At 69.2% G+C, this 17111-nt stretch carries 14 protein-coding genes and 1 pseudogene; 11 read left to right on the forward strand and 4 right to left on the reverse strand.

Annotated features, from left to right (window positions below):
- Nucleotides 1-34: 34 nt before the first annotated feature.
- From KCH48_RS09115 to KCH48_RS09145, 7 genes are all read left to right on the forward strand, one after another.
- Nucleotides 35-877 (forward strand): nitrilase-related carbon-nitrogen hydrolase, encoded by an 843-nt coding sequence (locus KCH48_RS09115; RefSeq protein WP_210571877.1) that lies wholly within the window; start codon nucleotides 35-37, stop codon nucleotides 875-877.
- The gene (locus tag KCH48_RS09120; RefSeq protein ID WP_210571879.1) at nucleotides 874-2160 is read left to right on the forward strand and encodes an aspartate aminotransferase family protein; all 1287 of its coding nucleotides are present in this window, start codon (nucleotides 874-876) and stop codon (nucleotides 2158-2160) included. The genes KCH48_RS09115 and KCH48_RS09120 overlap by 4 nt, the downstream gene beginning before the upstream one ends.
- 25 nt (nucleotides 2161-2185) lie before the next feature.
- On the forward strand, nucleotides 2186-3763 hold the full coding sequence (locus KCH48_RS09125) for a PucR family transcriptional regulator (RefSeq protein WP_210571881.1): 1578 nt from the start codon (nucleotides 2186-2188) through the stop codon (nucleotides 3761-3763).
- 155 nt (nucleotides 3764-3918) lie between these two features.
- Entirely contained in the window at nucleotides 3919-4761 is an 843-nt protein-coding gene (locus tag KCH48_RS09130; RefSeq protein ID WP_210571884.1) for a nitrilase-related carbon-nitrogen hydrolase, read from the forward strand.
- 103 nt (nucleotides 4762-4864) lie between these two features.
- The gene (gene hydA, locus KCH48_RS09135) at nucleotides 4865-6268 is read left to right on the forward strand and encodes a dihydropyrimidinase (protein ID WP_210571885.1); all 1404 of its coding nucleotides are present in this window, start codon (nucleotides 4865-4867) and stop codon (nucleotides 6266-6268) included.
- A gap of 11 nt (nucleotides 6269-6279) precedes the next feature.
- Nucleotides 6280-7299 (forward strand): TIGR03842 family LLM class F420-dependent oxidoreductase, encoded by a 1020-nt coding sequence (locus KCH48_RS09140; protein WP_210571887.1) that lies wholly within the window; start codon nucleotides 6280-6282, stop codon nucleotides 7297-7299.
- Between the two features lie 126 nt (nucleotides 7300-7425).
- Nucleotides 7426-8952 carry an NCS1 family nucleobase:cation symporter-1 gene (locus KCH48_RS09145; RefSeq protein ID WP_210571889.1) on the forward strand — a complete coding sequence of 509 codons (1527 nt, stop codon included), beginning with the start codon at nucleotides 7426-7428 and terminating at the stop codon, nucleotides 8950-8952.
- Between the two features lie 18 nt (nucleotides 8953-8970).
- Here the strand turns inward: KCH48_RS09145 and KCH48_RS09150 are convergent, their stop codons facing one another.
- Together KCH48_RS09150 and aztA are read right to left on the reverse strand one after the other, a co-directional pair.
- Nucleotides 8971-9636, reverse strand: coding sequence for a hypothetical protein (locus KCH48_RS09150; RefSeq protein ID WP_210571890.1), 666 nt, complete (start codon nucleotides 9634-9636; stop codon nucleotides 8971-8973).
- A gap of 164 nt (nucleotides 9637-9800) precedes the next feature.
- Nucleotides 9801-10549, reverse strand: a pseudogene (gene aztA, locus KCH48_RS09155) (zinc ABC transporter ATP-binding protein AztA).
- Nucleotides 10550-10562: 13 nt separating this feature from the next.
- Here aztA and aztB point away from each other — a divergent pair.
- From aztB to aztD, 4 genes are all read left to right on the forward strand, one after another.
- Nucleotides 10563-11420: a zinc ABC transporter permease AztB gene (gene aztB / locus KCH48_RS09160; protein ID WP_210571894.1), complete on the forward strand. Its 858-nt coding sequence runs from the start codon at nucleotides 10563-10565 to the stop codon at nucleotides 11418-11420.
- 20 nt (nucleotides 11421-11440) lie between these two features.
- Nucleotides 11441-12682: a hypothetical protein gene (locus KCH48_RS09165; RefSeq protein ID WP_210571895.1), complete on the forward strand. Its 1242-nt coding sequence runs from the start codon at nucleotides 11441-11443 to the stop codon at nucleotides 12680-12682.
- Complete coding sequence (gene aztC / locus KCH48_RS09170) at nucleotides 12679-13641, forward strand: zinc ABC transporter substrate-binding protein AztC (RefSeq protein WP_210571896.1); 963 nt, start codon at nucleotides 12679-12681, stop codon at nucleotides 13639-13641. Before KCH48_RS09165 ends, aztC begins: the two co-directional genes overlap by 4 nt.
- 89 nt (nucleotides 13642-13730) lie before the next feature.
- Complete coding sequence (aztD, locus tag KCH48_RS09175) at nucleotides 13731-14930, forward strand: zinc metallochaperone AztD (protein WP_210571897.1); 1200 nt, start codon at nucleotides 13731-13733, stop codon at nucleotides 14928-14930.
- 190 nt (nucleotides 14931-15120) lie between these two features.
- Here aztD and KCH48_RS09180 read toward each other — a convergent pair whose 3' ends face one another.
- Together KCH48_RS09180 and KCH48_RS09185 are read right to left on the reverse strand one after the other, a co-directional pair.
- On the reverse strand, nucleotides 15121-16314 hold the full coding sequence (locus tag KCH48_RS09180; protein WP_210571898.1) for an FAD-dependent monooxygenase: 1194 nt from the start codon (nucleotides 16312-16314) through the stop codon (nucleotides 15121-15123).
- Between the two features lie 78 nt (nucleotides 16315-16392).
- On the reverse strand, nucleotides 16393-17010 hold the full coding sequence (locus KCH48_RS09185; RefSeq protein WP_210571899.1) for a TetR/AcrR family transcriptional regulator: 618 nt from the start codon (nucleotides 17008-17010) through the stop codon (nucleotides 16393-16395).
- Nucleotides 17011-17111: the final 101 nt, after the last annotated feature.

Below are 17111 nucleotides of genomic sequence, written 5' to 3' on the forward strand. Positions count from 1 at the left end.
TAGAGGCTCTGACGTCCCGTCGAAGGAGCAGCTCATGGCCAACGTCGTTCGTGCCGCTCTGGTCCAGGCCACCTGGACCGGCGACACCGAGTCCATGGTGGCGAAACACGAGGAGTACGCCCGGGAGGCGGCTCGCCGGGGCGCCAAGATCATCGGTTTCCAGGAAGTATTCAACGCGCCCTACTTCTGCCAGGTCCAGGAGCCCGAGCACTACCGCTGGGCCGAGCCGGTGCCCGACGGGCCGACCGTGCGTCGTATGCGGGATCTCGCGCGCGAGACCGGCATGGTGATCGTCGTGCCGGTCTTCGAGGTCGAGCAGTCCGGTTTCTACTACAACACCGCGGCCGTGATCGACGCCGACGGCACCTTCCTCGGCAAGTACCGCAAGCATCACATCCCGCAGGTCAAGGGCTTCTGGGAGAAGTACTACTTCAAGCCCGGCAACGTCGGCTGGCCCGTCTTCGACACCGCCGTCGGGAAGGTGGGCGTCTATATCTGCTACGACCGCCACTTCCCGGAGGGCTGGCGGCAACTCGGTCTGAACGGCGCCCAGTTGGTCTACAACCCGTCGGCCACCTCGCGCGGTCTGTCCGCCCACCTGTGGCAGCTGGAGCAGCCCGCCGCGGCCGTCGCCAACGAGTACTTCGTCGCCGCGATCAACCGGGTCGGGCAGGAGGAGTACGGCGACAACGACTTCTACGGGACGTCGTACTTCGTCGACCCGCGCGGGCAGTTCGTGGGGGAGACCGCGAGCGACAAGGGCGAGGAACTCGTCGTCCGGGACCTCGACTTCGACCTCATCGAAGAGGTACGGCAGCAGTGGGCCTTCTACCGCGACCGACGGCCCGACGCGTACGAGGGGCTGGTGCAGCCGTGACCAAGGACCTGCTGGGACGCCACCGTGCCGTCCTGCCCGACTGGCTCGCCCTCTACTACGAGGACCCGCTGGAGCTCACCCACGGCGAGGGGCGCTACGTCTGGGACTCCCAGGGCAACAAGTACCTCGACTTCTTCGGCGGCATCCTCACGACGATGACCGCGCACGCGCTGCCCGAGGTGACGAAGGCGGTGAGCGAGCAGGCCGGCCGGATCATCCATTCGTCCACGCTCTACCTCAACCGGCCGATGGTCGAACTGGCCGAGCGGATCGCCCAGTTGTCCGGCATCCCGGACGCCCGCGTCTTCTTCACCACCTCCGGCACGGAGGCCAACGACACGGCCCTGCTGCTCGCCACGACATACCGCCGCAGCAACACGATCCTGGCCATGCGCAACAGCTACCACGGCCGCTCCTTCAGCGCCGTCGGCATCACCGGCAACCGGGGCTGGTCCCCGACCTCGCTGTCCCCGCTGCAGACGCTGTACGTCCATGGCGGCGTCCGCACCCGCGGCCCGTACGCCTCCCTGAGCGACGCCGAGTTCATCGCGGCCTGCGTCGAGGACCTGACGGACCTCCTCGGCCACACCCGCCCGCCCGCCGCGCTGATCGCCGAGCCGATCCAGGGCGTCGGAGGCTTCACCTCGCCACCTGACGGGCTGTACGCCGCCTTCCGTGAGGTGCTCGGCGAGCGCGGCATCCTGTGGATCGCCGACGAGGTACAGACAGGGTGGGGCCGCACCGGCGAGCACTTCTGGGGCTGGCAGGCACATGGCCAGAGCGGTCCGCCCGACATCCTCACCTTCGCCAAGGGCATCGGCAACGGCATGTCCATCGGCGGGGTCGTCGCCCGCGGCGAGATCATGAACTGCCTGGACGCCAACTCCATTTCGACGTTCGGCGGCACCCAGATCACCATGGCGGCGGGGCTCGCGAACCTGACGTATCTGCTGGAGCACGACCTCCAGGGCAACGCCCGGCGCGTCGGCGGGCTGCTCATCGAGCGGCTGCGGGCCGTCACGGCGCAGATTCCCGGCGTACGGGAGGTGCGCGGGCGCGGGCTGATGATCGGCGTGGAGCTGGTCAAGCCCGGCACGGACCAGGCCGATCCGGAGGCCGCGAGTGCCGTGCTGGAGGCGGCCCGCGAGGGCGGGCTGCTGCTCGGCAAGGGCGGCGGCCACAACACCAGCGGCCTGCGGATCGCCCCGCCGCTGTCCCTGACCGTCGCGGAGGCCGAGGAGGGCGCCGCGATCCTCGAACACGCTCTGAGGAGCACCCAGTAGCAGAACCTGAGCAAGGGATCACGCCATGACCACCATCGCCTTCGAGACCTTGGCGACCCTGGAACCCGCTCTGTCGGTGCGCCAGGTGCTCACCCTGGAACGGGTGCTCGCCGGGGAGCCCGAGGTGGTGGCCGGCGCGAGCCAGCTCGACCGGCCCGTGCGCTGGGTCCATGTCGCCGAGGCCGCCGACGTGGGCGTGATGCTCAGCGGCGGCGAGATGGTGCTGACCACGGGCGTGCTGCTGGCCGGGGACGAGGACAAGCAGGCCGAGTACATCCGGTCCCTGCACCGCGCGGAGGCCGCGGCCGTGGTCCTCGGACTCGGCCGCGCCTTCCCGGCCCCGCCGGACGTGATGCGCCGGGCGGCCGAGCGGTGCGGGCTGCCCATGGTCGTGCTCCATCGCCCGTTCCCCTTCGCCGAGTTGACGGAGGAGGTCCAGTCCCGGCTGGTGCGGCGGAAGTTCGCCGCGGTCAGCCTCTCCGAGGCCGTACGGACCGCGCTCACCGGACTCATCACCGCGGGCGCCCCGCTGCAACGCCTGCTCGACGAGGTCGCCCACCACAGCGCCTGCCCCGTCGTCGTCACCAACCTCGCCCACCGCGTCCTCGCCACGGCGGGGGAGCGGCCCGCGGTGGACGACGTGCTGCGCGACTGGGAGCGGATCGCCCGGCAGGCGGGCGGCAGCGAGGGGGACGGCTGGATCCGCGCCGAGCTGGGCGGGCGCGGGGAGCGGTGGGGGCAGATCATGCTCTGCGGGTACCGCGGCGACACGGCCGCCGGACGGCTGCTCGCCGACCGGGCCGCCGAGGCGCTCGTGCTGCACCGCATGCTCGGCGGCGGCACCGCGCACTCCTGGGAGGAGGAGTCGGCGCAGGGACTGCTCACCGACCTGGTGAGCGGTGTCGTACCGGCCAGGCAGCTGCTGCCCCGGGCACGGGCGGCCGGGCTCCCGGTCAACCGGCGGACCTTCGTGCCGCTCGTCGTCCGTGACGGCGACCCGTCCCAACTCGACCGTATGCTCCGCCTGTTGGGGCTGTCCGGCCTGGTCGCCGAACTCGCCGACGGCGCCACCGCCGTCCTGCTCAGCCTCGCCCGGGACCAGGACGCCGAGGCGATGACGGCGCACTTCGCGGCGCGGCTGCGGACCGAGTCCGGGTCGGGGGAGTCCGTGGTCGCCGCGGCCGGTCCGCGGATCGCCTGGGACGACGTACCGGCCGGACTGCGCGAGGCACAGCACGTCGCCGACGCCGTGGCGGACTCCTCGGCGGTCCTGGACCTTCCGGCCGTCGTACGCCTGAAGGACGTACACCTGCGGGGCCTGATCCGGCTGTTGCGCGACGACCCGCATGTGCAGTCCTTCGCGGAGCGGGAGCTGGACGGGCTGCTGTGCGAGCCGGAGGAGGACCTGTTGGCCGTCCTGCGGACGTACCTCGCCTCCGGCCGCAACAAGTCCCGCACCGCTCAGCTCCACCACGTCTCACGGCCCGCGCTGTACCGCCGGCTCGAGGCGATACAGGGGCGGCTCGGCGTCGACCTCGACGACTTCGAGCAGGCCGCCTCGGTGCACATCGCACTCCTCGCGCACGACGCGCAACAGAGCTGAAACATGCGACGACCTGGGAAAACGGCGGTGAAACATGGGCCCACGACAGGGTGACACCGTGACACGCCGCACCCCCGCAGACGTGACACCGTGCAACTCAAACCGGCTCTTCGGACTTCCTAGGCTCCTCGCACACCGAGCGACCGGAGGTCCCGATGAGCAGAGTGATTCGCGCCGCCCTCTTCCAGACCGCGTGGACGGGCGACAAGGAGTCGATGATCCAGGTACACGAGCAGGCGGTCCGGGACGCGGCCGCGCAGGGTGCTCAAGTCCTGTGCTTCCAGGAGCTGTTCTACGGGCCCTACTTCTGCCAGGTCCAGGACAAGGCCTTCTACGAGTACGCGGAAGCGGTCCCGGAGGGCCCGATCGTCCGGCGCTTCCAGGCACTCGCCGAGGAACACGGCATCGTGCTCATCCTGCCGATGTACGAGGAGGAGCAGCCCGGCGTCCTCTACAACACGGCCGCCGTGATCGACGCGGACGGCTCGTACCTCGGCAAGTACCGCAAGCATCACATCCCTCAAGTACCGGGATTCTGGGAGAAGTTCTACTTCCGCCCGGGGAACGTCGGCTGGCCCGTCTTCGAGACGGCCGTAGGGAAGGTCGGCGTCTACATCTGCTACGACCGGCACTTCCCGGAGGGCTGGCGCGCACTGGGTCTCGCCGGCGCCGAGATCGTCTTCAATCCGTCGGCCACCTCGCGCGGCCTGTCCGCCTACCTGTGGCAACTGGAGCAGCCCGCTGCCGCCGTCGCCAACGAGTACTTCGTCGGTGCGATCAACCGGGTCGGTGTCGAGGAGTACGGCGACAACGACTTCTACGGCACGACGTACTTCGTCGACCCGGAGGCGCAGTTCGTGGGGGAGGTGGCGAGCGACAAGGAGACCGAACTGGTCGTCCGCGACCTCGACATGGCCAAGCTCCGCGAGGTCCGCGACCGCTGGCAGTTCTACCGCGACCGCCGCCCGGAGGCGTACGGCCCACTGACAGCACCGTAAACGCCCTAAGGGGCGCGGGGCAGCGTCCATTAGCGGCTTCGCCGCGGGGCGCGACCAGCCACACACGACCCGCACTCGACCACAAACCCAGCGGAGTCAGCCCATGAACACCCGTACCGTCATCCGCGGCGGCCTCGTCATCACCGCATCCGACGAGATCCACGCCGACGTCCTGATCGAGGACGGCCGCATCGCCGCCCTCGCCACCTCCGGCACCCCCGCCGCCGAGGCCTGGACGGCCGAGCGGGTCATCGACGCCACCGGGAAGTACGTGATCCCGGGCGGGGTCGACGCCCACACCCACATGGAGCTGCCGTTCGGCGGCACCTTCGCCTCCGACACCTTCGAGACCGGCACCCGGGCCGCAGCCTGGGGCGGTACGACGACGATCGTGGACTTCGCCGTGCAGAGCGTGGGCCACAGCCTGCGCGAAGGCCTCGACACCTGGCACGCCAAGGCCGAGGGCAACTGCGCGATCGACTACGCCTTCCACATGATCGTCTCCGATGTGAACGAGGAGACGCTGAAGGAGATGGACCTGCTGGTGGAGGAGGGGGTGACCTCCTTCAAGCAGTTCATGGCGTATCCGGGCGTCTTCTACTCGGACGACGGCCAGATCCTGCGCGCCATGCAGCGCTCCGCCGAGAACGGCGGGCTGATCATGATGCACGCAGAGAACGGCATCGCGATCGATGTCCTGGTCGAGCAGGCGCTGGCCCGGGGCGAGACCGACCCGCGCTATCACGGCGAGGTCCGCAAGGCCCTCCTCGAAGCCGAGGCCACCCATCGCGCCATCAAGCTCGCGCAGGTCGCCGGTGCGCCCCTGTACGTCGTACACGTCTCGGCGATGGAGGCAGTCGCCGAGCTGGCCCGGGCGCGTGACGAGGGGCTGCCCGTCTTCGGGGAGACCTGCCCGCAGTATCTGTTCCTGTCGACCGACAACCTCGCCGAGCCTGACTTCGAGGGCTCGAAGTACGTGTGCTCCACGCCCCTGCGGCCCAAGGAGCACCAGGCCCACCTCTGGAAGGGGCTGCGCACGAACGATCTCCAGGTGGTCTCCACCGACCACTGCCCCTTCTGCTTCGTAGGTCAGAAGGAGCTGGGCCGGGGCGACTTCTCCAAGATCCCCAACGGTCTGCCGGGCGTCGAGAACCGGATGGACCTGCTCCACCAGGCCGTCGTCGACGGGCACATCAGCCGCCGGCGCTGGATCGAGATCGCCTGCGCCACCCCGGCCCGGATGTTCGGCATGTACCCGAAGAAGGGCACCATCGCGCCGGGCGCCGACGCCGACGTGGTCATCTACGACCCGCACGCCGAGCAGGTCATGTCCGCCGAGACGCACCACATGAACGTCGACTACTCGGCGTACGAGGGCAAGCGCACCACCGGCCGTGTCGAGACGGTGCTGTCGCGGGGCGACGTCGTCATCAGCGAGCGGGAGTACACCGGACGCGCGGGTCACGGCGTCTACACCCCGCGCTCCACCTGTCAGTACCTCAACTAGGAGTGGCGCCCATGGACTTCGGACTCGTCCTGCAGACCGATCCGCCGGCCTCGAAGGTCATCAGCCTGATGAAGCGGGCCGAACGCAACGGCTTCACGTACGGCTGGACCTTCGACTCCGCCGTGCTCTGGCAGGAGCCGTTCGTGATCTACAGCCAGATCCTCGCGAACACCACGAAGCTGACGGTCGGCCCGATGGTCACCAACCCGGGCACCCGCACCTGGGAGGTCACCGCCTCCACCTTCGCCACCCTCAACGACATGTTCGGCAACCGCACCGTGTGCGGCATCGGCCGCGGCGACTCCGCGATGCGCGTCGCGGGTCGCGCCCCGAACACGCTGGCCCGGATCAGCGAGGCCATGAAGGTCATCAGGGCCCTCGGCTCCGGTCAGGAGGCGGACCTCGGGGGCACGGTCGTCAAGTTCCCCTGGATCAAGGAGGACGCCCGACTCCCCGTCTGGATGGCCGCGTACGGGCCGAAGGCGCTGAAGATGACCGGCGAGGAGGCCGACGGGTTCATTCTCCAGCTCGCCGACCTGTATCTGACCGAGTACATGGTGAAGGCGGTCAAGGACGCGGCGGCCGCGGCAGGACGTGACCCGTCCGACGTGAAGATCTGCGTCGCCGCCCCCGCCTACGTCACGGAGGACGACTCGCCCGAAGCGCTCGCCCACGCCCGCGAACAGTGCCGCTGGTTCGGCGGGATGGTCGGCAACCATGTCGCCGACCTGGTGTCGAAGTACGGCGAGCACTCCGCCGCCGTACCCGACGAACTCACCGCCTACATCAAGGCGCGTGAGGGGTACGACTACTCCCACCACGGACGCGCCGACAACCCCGACACCGCGTTCGTGCCCGACGAGATCGTCGACCGGTTCTGCGTCATCGGACCGGTCGAGAAGCACATCGAGAAGCTGAACGCGCTGCGCGAGCTGGGCGTCGACCAGTTCGCGGTGTACGACATGCACGACGCTCAGGAAGCCACGATCGACGCCTACGGGTCGCAGGTGATCCCGGCCGTCAACGGCTGACCCACGGCATCCCCGCTCAACTCCCCATCCCCCCACTCCAGTTCTCCCCTCCCCTCCCGTCCGGGGGGAGGGGGCAGGAGCCCGCACGGCCTTTCCCCGTCCCGACCTCCCCTGATTGGCCTGCCCATGACCGACACCGCTCCCACGGCCATACCGCCGTCCACCCAAGTCACCCTCGCCGACGGCCGGGTGGAGATCGCTCCGGACGCCCCCGCTCCGGGCGGTGCCTACGCCAACGAGGACCTGCTGCCGGTTCCCGTCGAGAAGCGCACCTGGACCACGTACAACTTCTCCGCCCTGTGGGTCGGTATGGCCCACAACACGGCCTCCTGGACCCTGGCCTCCGGTCTGATCGCCGTCGGCATGGACTGGAAGCAGGCGGTGCTCACCATCGCCCTGGCCAATGTGATCGTGCTGGTCCCGATGTTGCTCACTGGGCACGCGGGACCGAAGTACGGCATCCCGTTCCCGGTGTTCGCGCGGGCCTCCTTCGGCATACGCGGCGCCAACCTCCCCGCTGTCGTACGGGCGTTGGTGGCCTGCGGCTGGTTCGGCATCCAGACCTGGATCGGCGGTGAGGCGATCTACTTCCTCGCCGGAAAGCTCATCGGCAACGGCTGGAGCGACGCCGGGCAGATCGGCGGGTACCCCTGGACGATGTGGCTGTCGTTCGCGATCTTCTGGGCTCTGCAGGTCGCGATCATCTACCGGGGCATGGAGACGATCCGCCGCTTCGAGAACTGGGCGGCGCCGTTCGTGATCGTCGGCGCGCTCGTCATGCTCGTCTGGATGAGCAACAAGGCCGGCGGCTTCGGCCCGCTCCTCGACCAGCCCTCCAAGCTGGGCTGGGGCGGCGACTTCTGGAAGCTGTTCTGGCCCTCCCTCATGGGCATGATCGGCTTCTGGTCCACCCTGTCGCTGAACATCCCGGACTTCACCCGCTACGGCAAGAGCCAGAAGGCGCAGATGTGGGGCCAGGCGCTCGGCCTGCCCACGACGATGACGCTGTTCGCGTTCCTGTCGGTGATGGTGACGTCCGGCTCGCAGGCGGTGTACGGCGAGCCGATCTGGAACCCGGTCGAGCTGGCCGCCAAGACGGACAACGTGGTGGGTCTGCTGTTCGCGCTGGTGACCGTGCTGGTGGCGACGCTGTCCGTGAACGTCGCGGCCAACCTGGTCTCCCCGGCCTTCGACTTCTCCAACATCGCGCCCCGGAAGATCACTTTCCGGGCCGGTGCCCTCGCCACCTGTGTCATCGGCGTGCTGATCTTCCCGTGGAAGCTGTATTCCGACCCACAGGGCTACATCTTCACCTGGCTCGGCCTGGTCGGCGGTCTGCTCGGGACGGTCGCCGGCATCCTCATCGCCGACTACTGGATCCTGCGCCGCGCCAAGCTCGACCTCGTCGACCTGTACCGCGCGGGCGGGCAGTACTGGTACGAGGGCGGCTGGAACTGGCGGGCGGTCGTCGCCTTCGTGGTCGGCGGCGTGCTGGCCATCGGCGGCGCCAGCTTCGACCCGCTGATCGACGGCCGGCCCATCCCGGCGCTGTCGTCGCTGGCCGACTACGGCTGGGCGGTGGGCCTGGGCACGTCGATGGTGCTGTACCTGGGTCTGATGTTGCTGCGCGGCCGGGGGAAGACCACGGTCTGACCTGGAGCGGGAGGACGGTCAGCTCTTCTGCTGGCCGTCCTCCAGCGTCGCCATGGCGTCCTTGGCGGCCTTGATGGCGCCCTTGTTGATCTCGTCCGTGCTGGGCGCCTTCTTGGACTCGAAGTCGCTGCCGTTGTAGGTGATGACCACCAGCGCGTTGGACGAGCGGACCACCACCACGCCCTCGCGGGTCTGCTGCTTGTCCTGGGTGGTGAGGTTCACCACCGAGTAGCCCGCGTCGCCCAGGCCGGGCACGGCACCGCCGCCGCTGTCGTTGGAGACGCGCTGCTTGTACGACTTCTCCGCCGCCTCCTCCGAGTCCATGACCTCGAAGGACACGTCGAGCCAGCGGTAGTCGTAGCCCTTGAGCGCGTTCCAGGAGCAGGTGCGGCGCACCTTGGAGTCCGTGGACGCGATCTCCTTGCCGGCCGTCTTGGCGCCGGGGACCAGCGACTTGACCGTCTTCACGGGAACGCTGGTGCACGGGGCGGGGGCGGCGTCGTACGCCTTCGACGCAGCCGCGGTGGCGGGTGCGGTCGGCGACTGGGACGCGGTGTCCTGGCCGGCCTTGTTCTCGGCGGCCGGCGTGGAGGGGTCGGACGACAGGGCCCAGCCCGACACGGCGAGCACGGCGACCGGGGCCAGACGCGCGGAGAGGGTGAGCGGCAGGGGTAGCGAACGCACGGCGCACTTCTCGTGGGGGACGGTGCGGACGGGGTCCGCACTGCGGACGGGACGCCAGTGTCACACGACTCCCTGTGGGTTGAAAGTGCAACTTCGCTCCGTGCTTGGGCCGTGACTGCGCCTCGTGCGATTGGGGTAACTATGGGCGTTTTACTGCACTTTGATTACCGCACTTCTGGTTGCCAGATCTGGGCGAGCGTCAGGCGGTGAGGAACTGCTCGGGGTGTCCGTGTCCCGCCAGGTGACCGTCGCGGAGCAGGAGGCAGGCGTCCGTCGAGCGTGCGGCGTCCAGGTCGTGGGTGGCCTGGACGACGGTCACCCCGTCGGTGACCAGCTCCGTCAGCAGCGCGGCGATCCGGTCCCTTGCCTCGGGGTCGAGTCCCGTGGTCGGCTCGTCCAGGAGGAGCAGGTCCGACTGCTGGGCGAGCCCTTGGGCGATCAGGGCGCGTTGCCGCTGTCCGCCGGACAGTTCTCCGAGTTGGCGGGTGGCGAGGTCGGTGATGCCGAGTCGCTCCATGGCCTGGTCCACGGTGGCGTGGTCCTGCCGGGTCAGCCGGCGCCATGGCCCGCGTTCGCCCCAACGCCCCATCGCCACCGTCTGCCTGACCGTCAACGGCAGCGCGTCACCGACGGCGCCGCGCTGCGGGACGAACGCCGGCGGCCGGCTGCCCTCGTGGTGGAGCTCGCCGGATGTGGGTTGGATCACTCCGGCCAGGACTCCGAGCAGGGTGGACTTCCCGCTGCCGTTCGGACCGACGAGCGACGTGATGGCCAACGCGGGTATGTCGGCGTCGAGTTGATGCAGAACGGGGCGGCCGGGATATCCGGCTGAGAGCCCCGTGAAGCGGACTCGGGGTGTCCTGTTCTCGGCGAGCGCGGGAGACGGCCCCTGTGTTTTGAACATGGTTTTCATTATAGTCAGCTTTATGGAATGGTTGACGGGCCCCTTCGAGGTGACCTTTGTGCAAAGGGCGCTGTGGGGCGGGATGTTGGTGTCGGCGATCTGCGCCCTGGCCGGCACGTGGGTGGTGCTCAGGGGGATGGCCTTCCTCGGCGACGCCATGTCGCACGGGCTGCTGCCCGGAGTCGCGCTCGCCGCTCTGTTCGGCGGCAACCTGCTGGTAGGGGCGCTGCTGAGCGCGGCCGTCATGACGGCAGGCGTCACCGCCCTCGGCCGTACCCCGAGGCTGTCCCAGGACACCGGTATCGGCCTGCTGTTCGTGGGGATGCTGTCGCTCGGCGTCATCATCGTCTCGCGCTCGCAGTCCTTCGCGGTCGACCTGACCGGGTTTCTCTTCGGTGACGTCCTCGCCGTTCGTGCACAGGACCTGGTGCTGCTGGGCGTGGCGCTGCTGCTGGCGCTGGCCGTCTCGTTTCTCGGTCACCGGGCCTTCCTCGCCCTGGCCTTCGACTCGCGTAAGGCGCAGACGCTCGGCCTGCGCCCCCGCCTGGCTCACGCCGTGCTGCTCGGCCTGCTGGCGCTGGCCATCGTCGCCTCCTTCCACATCGTCGGCACGCTGCTGGTCCTTGGCCTGCTCATCGCTCCGCCGGCCGCCGCGCTGCCCTGGGCGCGCAGTGTGCGAGGCGTCATGGCCCTGGCGGCGCTGGTCGGCATCACCGCGACCTTCTGCGGCCTGCTGCTGTCCTGGCACTTGAGCACCGCGGCCGGTGCGACCATCTCGGGCCTCGCGGTGAGCCTGTTCTTCCTCTCCCATCTGGCATCCGGTCTCCGCCACCGACGCCGTGCGCGCCCCCTCGGTGTGCTCGGCGCGGCAACCGACTGAAAGAACCCGAGGCGATCCCCTTGCTCGTCCGACGAAACCTCACGACGTGGGCCCCTGCCGCGCTCGTGGCCGCTTCCCTGCTCACCACGAGTTGCGCGGGAGGCGGCGACACCGACTCCGCCCGGAAGACCAGACCCTCGGCCTCCGCTTCACACGGGTACGTCGAAGGGGCCCAGGAGAAGGCCGAGCAGCAGTCGCGGCTGCTGCTGAACGACCCGAGGAGCGGCAACACCCGGGTACTCGATCTGATCACCGGGGAGACGCACGAGGTGTCCCGGACGACGGGCACCACCGGACTCACCACGGACGGCCGGTTCGGCTACCTGCACACCGCGGGCGGCACACACGTCCTCGACGGCGGCGCCTGGATGGTCGACCACGGCGACCACGTGCACTACTACCGCGCGGCGATACGTGACGTGGGCCGGCTGCCCGGAGGTCCGGGCACCCGCGTCCGCAGCGACGCCGCCGTGACCGCGGTGACCGACGAGGACGGCCGGGCCAGGATCTACCGCCGGGCGGAACTGGAGAAGGGCAAGGTCGGTTCGCCCCACGCGGTTCCCGGGACACACGCGGGAGTGGTCGTGCCGTACGCGGAGCACCTGCTCAGCCTCACGGACGACGTGCAGGACTCCGCGAAGCTCGCGGTGTACGACCGCGAGGGCCGACGCGTCGCGGCGCCGGACGCACGGTGCGAGGACCCGCGGGGCGACGCCGTCACCCGGCGCGGCGTCGTCCTCGGCTGCGCCGACGGCGCCCTGCTCGTCCGCGAGGCCGGCGGCACGTTCACGGTCCAGAAGATCCCGTACGGCAGGGACGTACCCGAGGAAGAACGGGTCACGGCCTTCCGGCACCGGCCCGGCAGCGACACGCTCACGGCGCCGGCCGGTGACCGGGCCGTGTGGGTCCTGGACGTCACCGAGCGCACGTGGACACGGGTGAAGACCGGTCCCGTCGTCTCCGTCAACACCGCGGGAGAGGGCTCCGTCCTGATCGCCCTGGAGACCGACGGTTCGCTTCACGGCTACGACATCGCCACCGGCAAGCAGGTCGCCGAGACGAAGCCGCTCCTGACGGGCGCCCCCGAGGCCGGCACCGAAGGGAATGCGGTGCCGGTCATCGAAGTCGACCGCAGCCGCGCCTACCTCAACGACCCCAAAGGAAAACGCGTGTACGAGATCGACTACAACGACAACCTGCGCATCGCGCGCACCTTCGACCTGGACATCGAGCCGGCCCTGATGGTGGAGACCGGACGATGACGAGACGGACGCGAGAGCCGCGGCGGCGGCTGCGCACCCTCCTGCCGGTCCTGCTCACCCTCGCGCTGGCCGGTGCCGGCACCGGCTGTACGAGCGGCGACGACCAGCCCCGGGTCGTGGTGACGACCAACATCCTGGGCGACATCACACAGGAGATCGTCGGCGACGAAGCCGATGTCACCGTACTGATGAAGCCGAACGCCGACCCGCACTCCTTCGGCCTGTCGGCCGTGCAGGCCGCCGAGTTGGAGCGCGCCGACCTCGTGGTCTTCAACGGGCTCGGGCTGGAGGAGAACGTACTGCGGCACGTGGAGGCCGCCCGCGAGCACGGGGTGGCCACCTTCGAGGCCGGCAAGGCGGTGAACCCGCTCACCTTCCAGGCACACGACGACGGAGGACCCGAGGAGGAGGCCGGGCAGCCCGACCCGCACTTCTGGACCGACCCCGACCGCGTACGCAAGGCCGCCGGCCTGATCGCCGACCAGGTCGTAGACAACGTGGACGGCGTGGACGGCGTGGCGATCCGCACCAACGCCGACCGCTACGACGACCAACTCGCCGACCTCACCGCCTGGATGGAGAAGTCCTTCGACCGCGTACCCGAGCAGCGGCGCGCGCTGGTGACCAACCACCACGTCTTCGGCTATCTCGCCGAACGCTTCGGCTTCCGGGTGATCGGTGCCGTGCTCCCCAGCGGTACGACGCTGGCCTCGCCCAGCTCCTCCGACCTGCGCTCACTCACCCAGGCCATGCGGAAAGCAGGCGTACACACCGTCTTCGCCGACTCCTCCCAGCCCAAACGGCTGGCCGAGGTCCTGCGCACGGAGATGGGCGGCCAGGTGAGCGTCATCGAGCTCTACTCCGAATCGCTGACCGAGAAGGGCAAGGGCGCCGGCACCTATCTGCAGATGATGCGCGCCAACACCACCGCCATGACCGACGGCCTGACCGGCGCCTGAACCGGTCCCCTCATACGGACACCGGCCGACCGGCCGACAGACACCCGCACCCGACACCGCGCACGCGCGGGCCGGAAAGGAACACACCAGTGAACAAGTCGATACGCAACAGAGCCTTCACCGGCACGGCCCTCGCCCTCGCGGCTTCCGCGGTCCTGACCGCCTGCGGAGGGGACGACGGCTCCTCGGCCGACGCGAAGGCCGAGAACGCCCCGAGCACCAAGGCCGTAGCGGTCAAGGACCCGCTGGTCGCCACCTTCGACGGCGGCCTCTACGTCCTGGACGGCGAGAGCCTCAAGCTGGCCGACACGATCGAGCTGCCCGGCTTCAACCGCGTCAACCCGGCCGGCGACGACTCCCATGTCGTCGTCTCCACCGACGCCGGCTTCCGCGTCCTGAACGCCGCCGAGCAGACCTTCACCGGCGTCGAGTACAAGGGCGCCAAGCCCGGGCACGTCGTACGGCACGCCGACAAGACAGTGCTCTTCACCGACGGCACCGGCGAGGTCACCGTCTTCGACCCCGACGACCTCGCCGGCGGCGAGAAGCCGCAAGGCCGCACCTACACCTCCGCCGAGCCGCACCACGGCGTCGCCATCGAACTGAGCAACGGCGAACTCCTCAGCACCCTCGGCACCGAGGAGAAGCGCACCGGCGCCCTCGTCCTGGACAAGAACAACAAGGAGCTCCAACGCAACGAGAAGTGCCCCGGTGTCCACGGCGAGGCCGCGGCCAAGGGCGAGGCCGTCGGCATCGGCTGCGAGGACGGCATCCTGATCTACAAGGACGGCAAGTTCACCAAGATCGACGCCCCCGACGACTACGGCCGCATCGGCAACCAGAGTGGCAGCGACGTATCGCCCATCCTCCTGGGCGACTACAAGACCGACCCGGAGGCCGAACTGGAGCGGCCGACCCGTATCTCCCTCATCAACACCGAGACCGCGAAACTGCGCCTGGTCGACCTGGGCACCAGCTACTCCTTCCGCTCGCTCGGCCGCGGACCCCGGGGCGAGGCACTCGTGCTCGGCACGAACGGCACGCTTCACGTCATCGACCCGGAGACGGGCAAGGTGGACAAGAAGATCCCCGTCGTGGGCGAGTGGCAGGAGCCGCTGGACTGGCAGCAGGCCCGACCCACGCTCTTCGTGCGCGACAACACCGCGTACGTCTCCGAGCCGGGCACGCGCAAGCTGCACGCCGTCGACATCGAATCGGGCGAGAAGGTCACGTCCGTGACCCTCCCGAAGAGCACGAACGAACTGTCCGGCGTCGTCGCCGACCACTGACCGTCCGACCTCGGCGAGGCCGCCCCGCATGCCGCCGCGGCCTCGCCGACGTTCGTCCGAAGCGGGGTTTGGCGGCTCGGCTTCGGCAACCGTGGCGTCATCGCCGACAACGACCCCGTCGAGCAGGAGAAGTCGATGAAATAACTGCGGACCCGAATTCGGCGTCTCACCGTCAGCGATGCTCGGCCTCTTACCCGGCATGGCCGTAATCGGGGAGGACCAGGCCGGTGTTGGCGGCGCGGTCGGCTCCGGTCAGGGCGGCCGGGTTGCGCAGGGCGTCGTTGCGCGCGTCGAGTATTTCCTGGGTGCGTGGGGCGAGGACGGTGCCGCCGGTGGTGGCCAGTGCCTGGTTCTTCTCCACGAACTCCCGGGTCCTGCGCTCGTATGCCGCGAACGCGGCAGTGTGGTCGGCATGGCCGGCCAGTTCGCCGGCCAAGACGTAGGCGCTGACGAGAGAGACGCTGGAGCCCTGGCCGGACATGAACGATGTCGCGTGGGCGGCATCGCCCACCAGAGCGACGCGTCCCTTGGACCACGTGGGCATGTGGATCTGGCTGACGACGTCGAAGAACAGGTCGTCGGCGGTGCGCATGGCGGCCACCAGGCCGGGAATCTGCCAGGTCTGCTCGGGGAACTTGGAGGCGACGAGGTCCCGCTGCGCCTCGGGGTTGCGGAAGGCGTCGAAAGGCGGCTCGTCCTGGGCGAAGATGAGGAAGCCGTGCAGACGATCGCTGGGCTCGTGAGCGAAGAGGACCGCAGCTCGCCCCGGAGTGTTCCAGTTCATCGCCTCGTGTTCGAGGCCGAGGTCGTTGGACAGGGTGAAGCCTGCGAAGGTGTAGCCGAGGTAGCGGTGGAACTTCGCCTCGGGGCCGAAGACCAGGCTACGCGTGTTGGAGTGCAGCCCGTCGGCGCCGATCACCAGGTCGAAGGTGCGGTGGGAGCCGCCGTTGAAGGCGACGTCGACGCGATCCCCGCGATCCTCAAGGGTGGCGATGGAATCGTTGAACAGGAACTCGACCGTGTCGCGGACCGGCGCGTAGAGCGCGTCCGCCAGGTCACCGCGGCGCACTTCGAGATCCAGGCCCTCCTGCCCGCCGGTGACGGCCTCGGGGCGGATGGCGGCGATCAGGGCGCCCGCGGGGTCCACGAAGGAGATCTTCCGGGTGTCGACGTGGGCCTTGCGCAGTTGCGGGAGCAGCCCCATACGGTCCACGACGTCGCGAGCCGTGCCGCGGATGTCGATGGCGTAGCCGCCGCCGCGGATTTCAGCTGCTTTCTCGACCACCGTGACCTCGAAGCCGTACCGGGTGAGCCAGTAGGCCAGGGCCGGGCCGGCGATGCTGGCACCGGAGATGAGGACCTTGCGGTTCGCGGAGTAGTTCATGGATGGGTTCCTCTCAGGTCGGCCACGCCAAGAAGCGCGTGCCCCGTGATGTCGATGGCGGCCGCCGGTGTCGGCCGGTCAGTCGGGCCGTTCGGCTGACCGCACGCCGCCCAGGACGACATCGACGATCCACTCGGCGTCCCTGCGGGTGAAGGGCTCCTTGCGGCCGGAGGCCAGGCGGTAGTGCACCGCTCCGGAAAGCAGTTCATTGAGGGAACGTGCATCCACTACCGGCAACTGCCCTAGCTGGGTGGCCTTGTCCAAACGGTCGCGGAGGATCACCAAACGCCGGGTGACCACCTGGTCCGTGAAGGTCTGCACCCGGGGAAAGTCGGGTCCTGGCCGGTGCATCGCCCGCATGATGACCTGCCCCATCGGACTGTTCAGGGTCGCCTCCAGCGAAAGCAACACCTCAACGAGATCGGCCCGGATGTCGCCCGTGTCGGCGATCGGGTTCATCTGCTCGGCATACCCGGCCACGGCGTCGTAGACGAGTTCATCGACGGAGGGCCAGTTGCGGTACACGCTGGCCCGGTGCACCCCGGCACGCTCGGCAATCTGGTCATAGCGGACGCCGTTCAGACCGTGTTCAGCGACCAGTTCCAGGACCGCCTCCAGTACCCGGGCACGCACGGCGTTACGTCCGCCTCGCCTGGTCTTGACGGCCTGCTGCTGCCTCGCCTGTTCGCGTGCCACGTCACTCCTCGCGGATTTCCGCATCGGACGAGCAGCACCGTAGCACTGCTGCGACAATTTGTCGCATCAAAAGAAACCACTACGCCCACTTCATGCAGGAG

The sequence above is a fragment of the Streptomyces sp. GESEQ-4 genome, from assembly GCF_017948455.1.
Classification (GTDB): Bacteria; Actinomycetota; Actinomycetes; order Streptomycetales; family Streptomycetaceae; genus Streptomyces.

Bases quoted from the DNA above. Each gene is read 5' to 3' on its own strand.
- hydA (WP_210571885.1), top strand. From the start codon at position 4,865: ATGAACACCCGTACCGTCATCCGCGGCGGCCTCGTCATCACCGCATCC.
- aztB (WP_210571894.1), top strand. From the start codon at position 10,563: ATGGAATGGTTGACGGGCCCCTTCGAGGTGACCTTTGTGCAAAGGGCG.
- KCH48_RS09130 (WP_210571884.1), top strand. From the start codon at position 3,919: ATGAGCAGAGTGATTCGCGCCGCCCTCTTCCAGACCGCGTGGACGGGC.
- KCH48_RS09140 (WP_210571887.1), top strand. From the start codon at position 6,280: ATGGACTTCGGACTCGTCCTGCAGACCGATCCGCCGGCCTCGAAGGTC.
- KCH48_RS09115 (WP_210571877.1), top strand. From the start codon at position 35: ATGGCCAACGTCGTTCGTGCCGCTCTGGTCCAGGCCACCTGGACCGGC.
- KCH48_RS09125 (WP_210571881.1), top strand. From the start codon at position 2,186: ATGACCACCATCGCCTTCGAGACCTTGGCGACCCTGGAACCCGCTCTG.
- aztC (WP_210571896.1), top strand. From the start codon at position 12,679: ATGACGAGACGGACGCGAGAGCCGCGGCGGCGGCTGCGCACCCTCCTG.
- KCH48_RS09145 (WP_210571889.1), top strand. From the start codon at position 7,426: ATGACCGACACCGCTCCCACGGCCATACCGCCGTCCACCCAAGTCACC.
- KCH48_RS09180 (WP_210571898.1), bottom strand. From the start codon at position 16,314: ATGAACTACTCCGCGAACCGCAAGGTCCTCATCTCCGGTGCCAGCATC.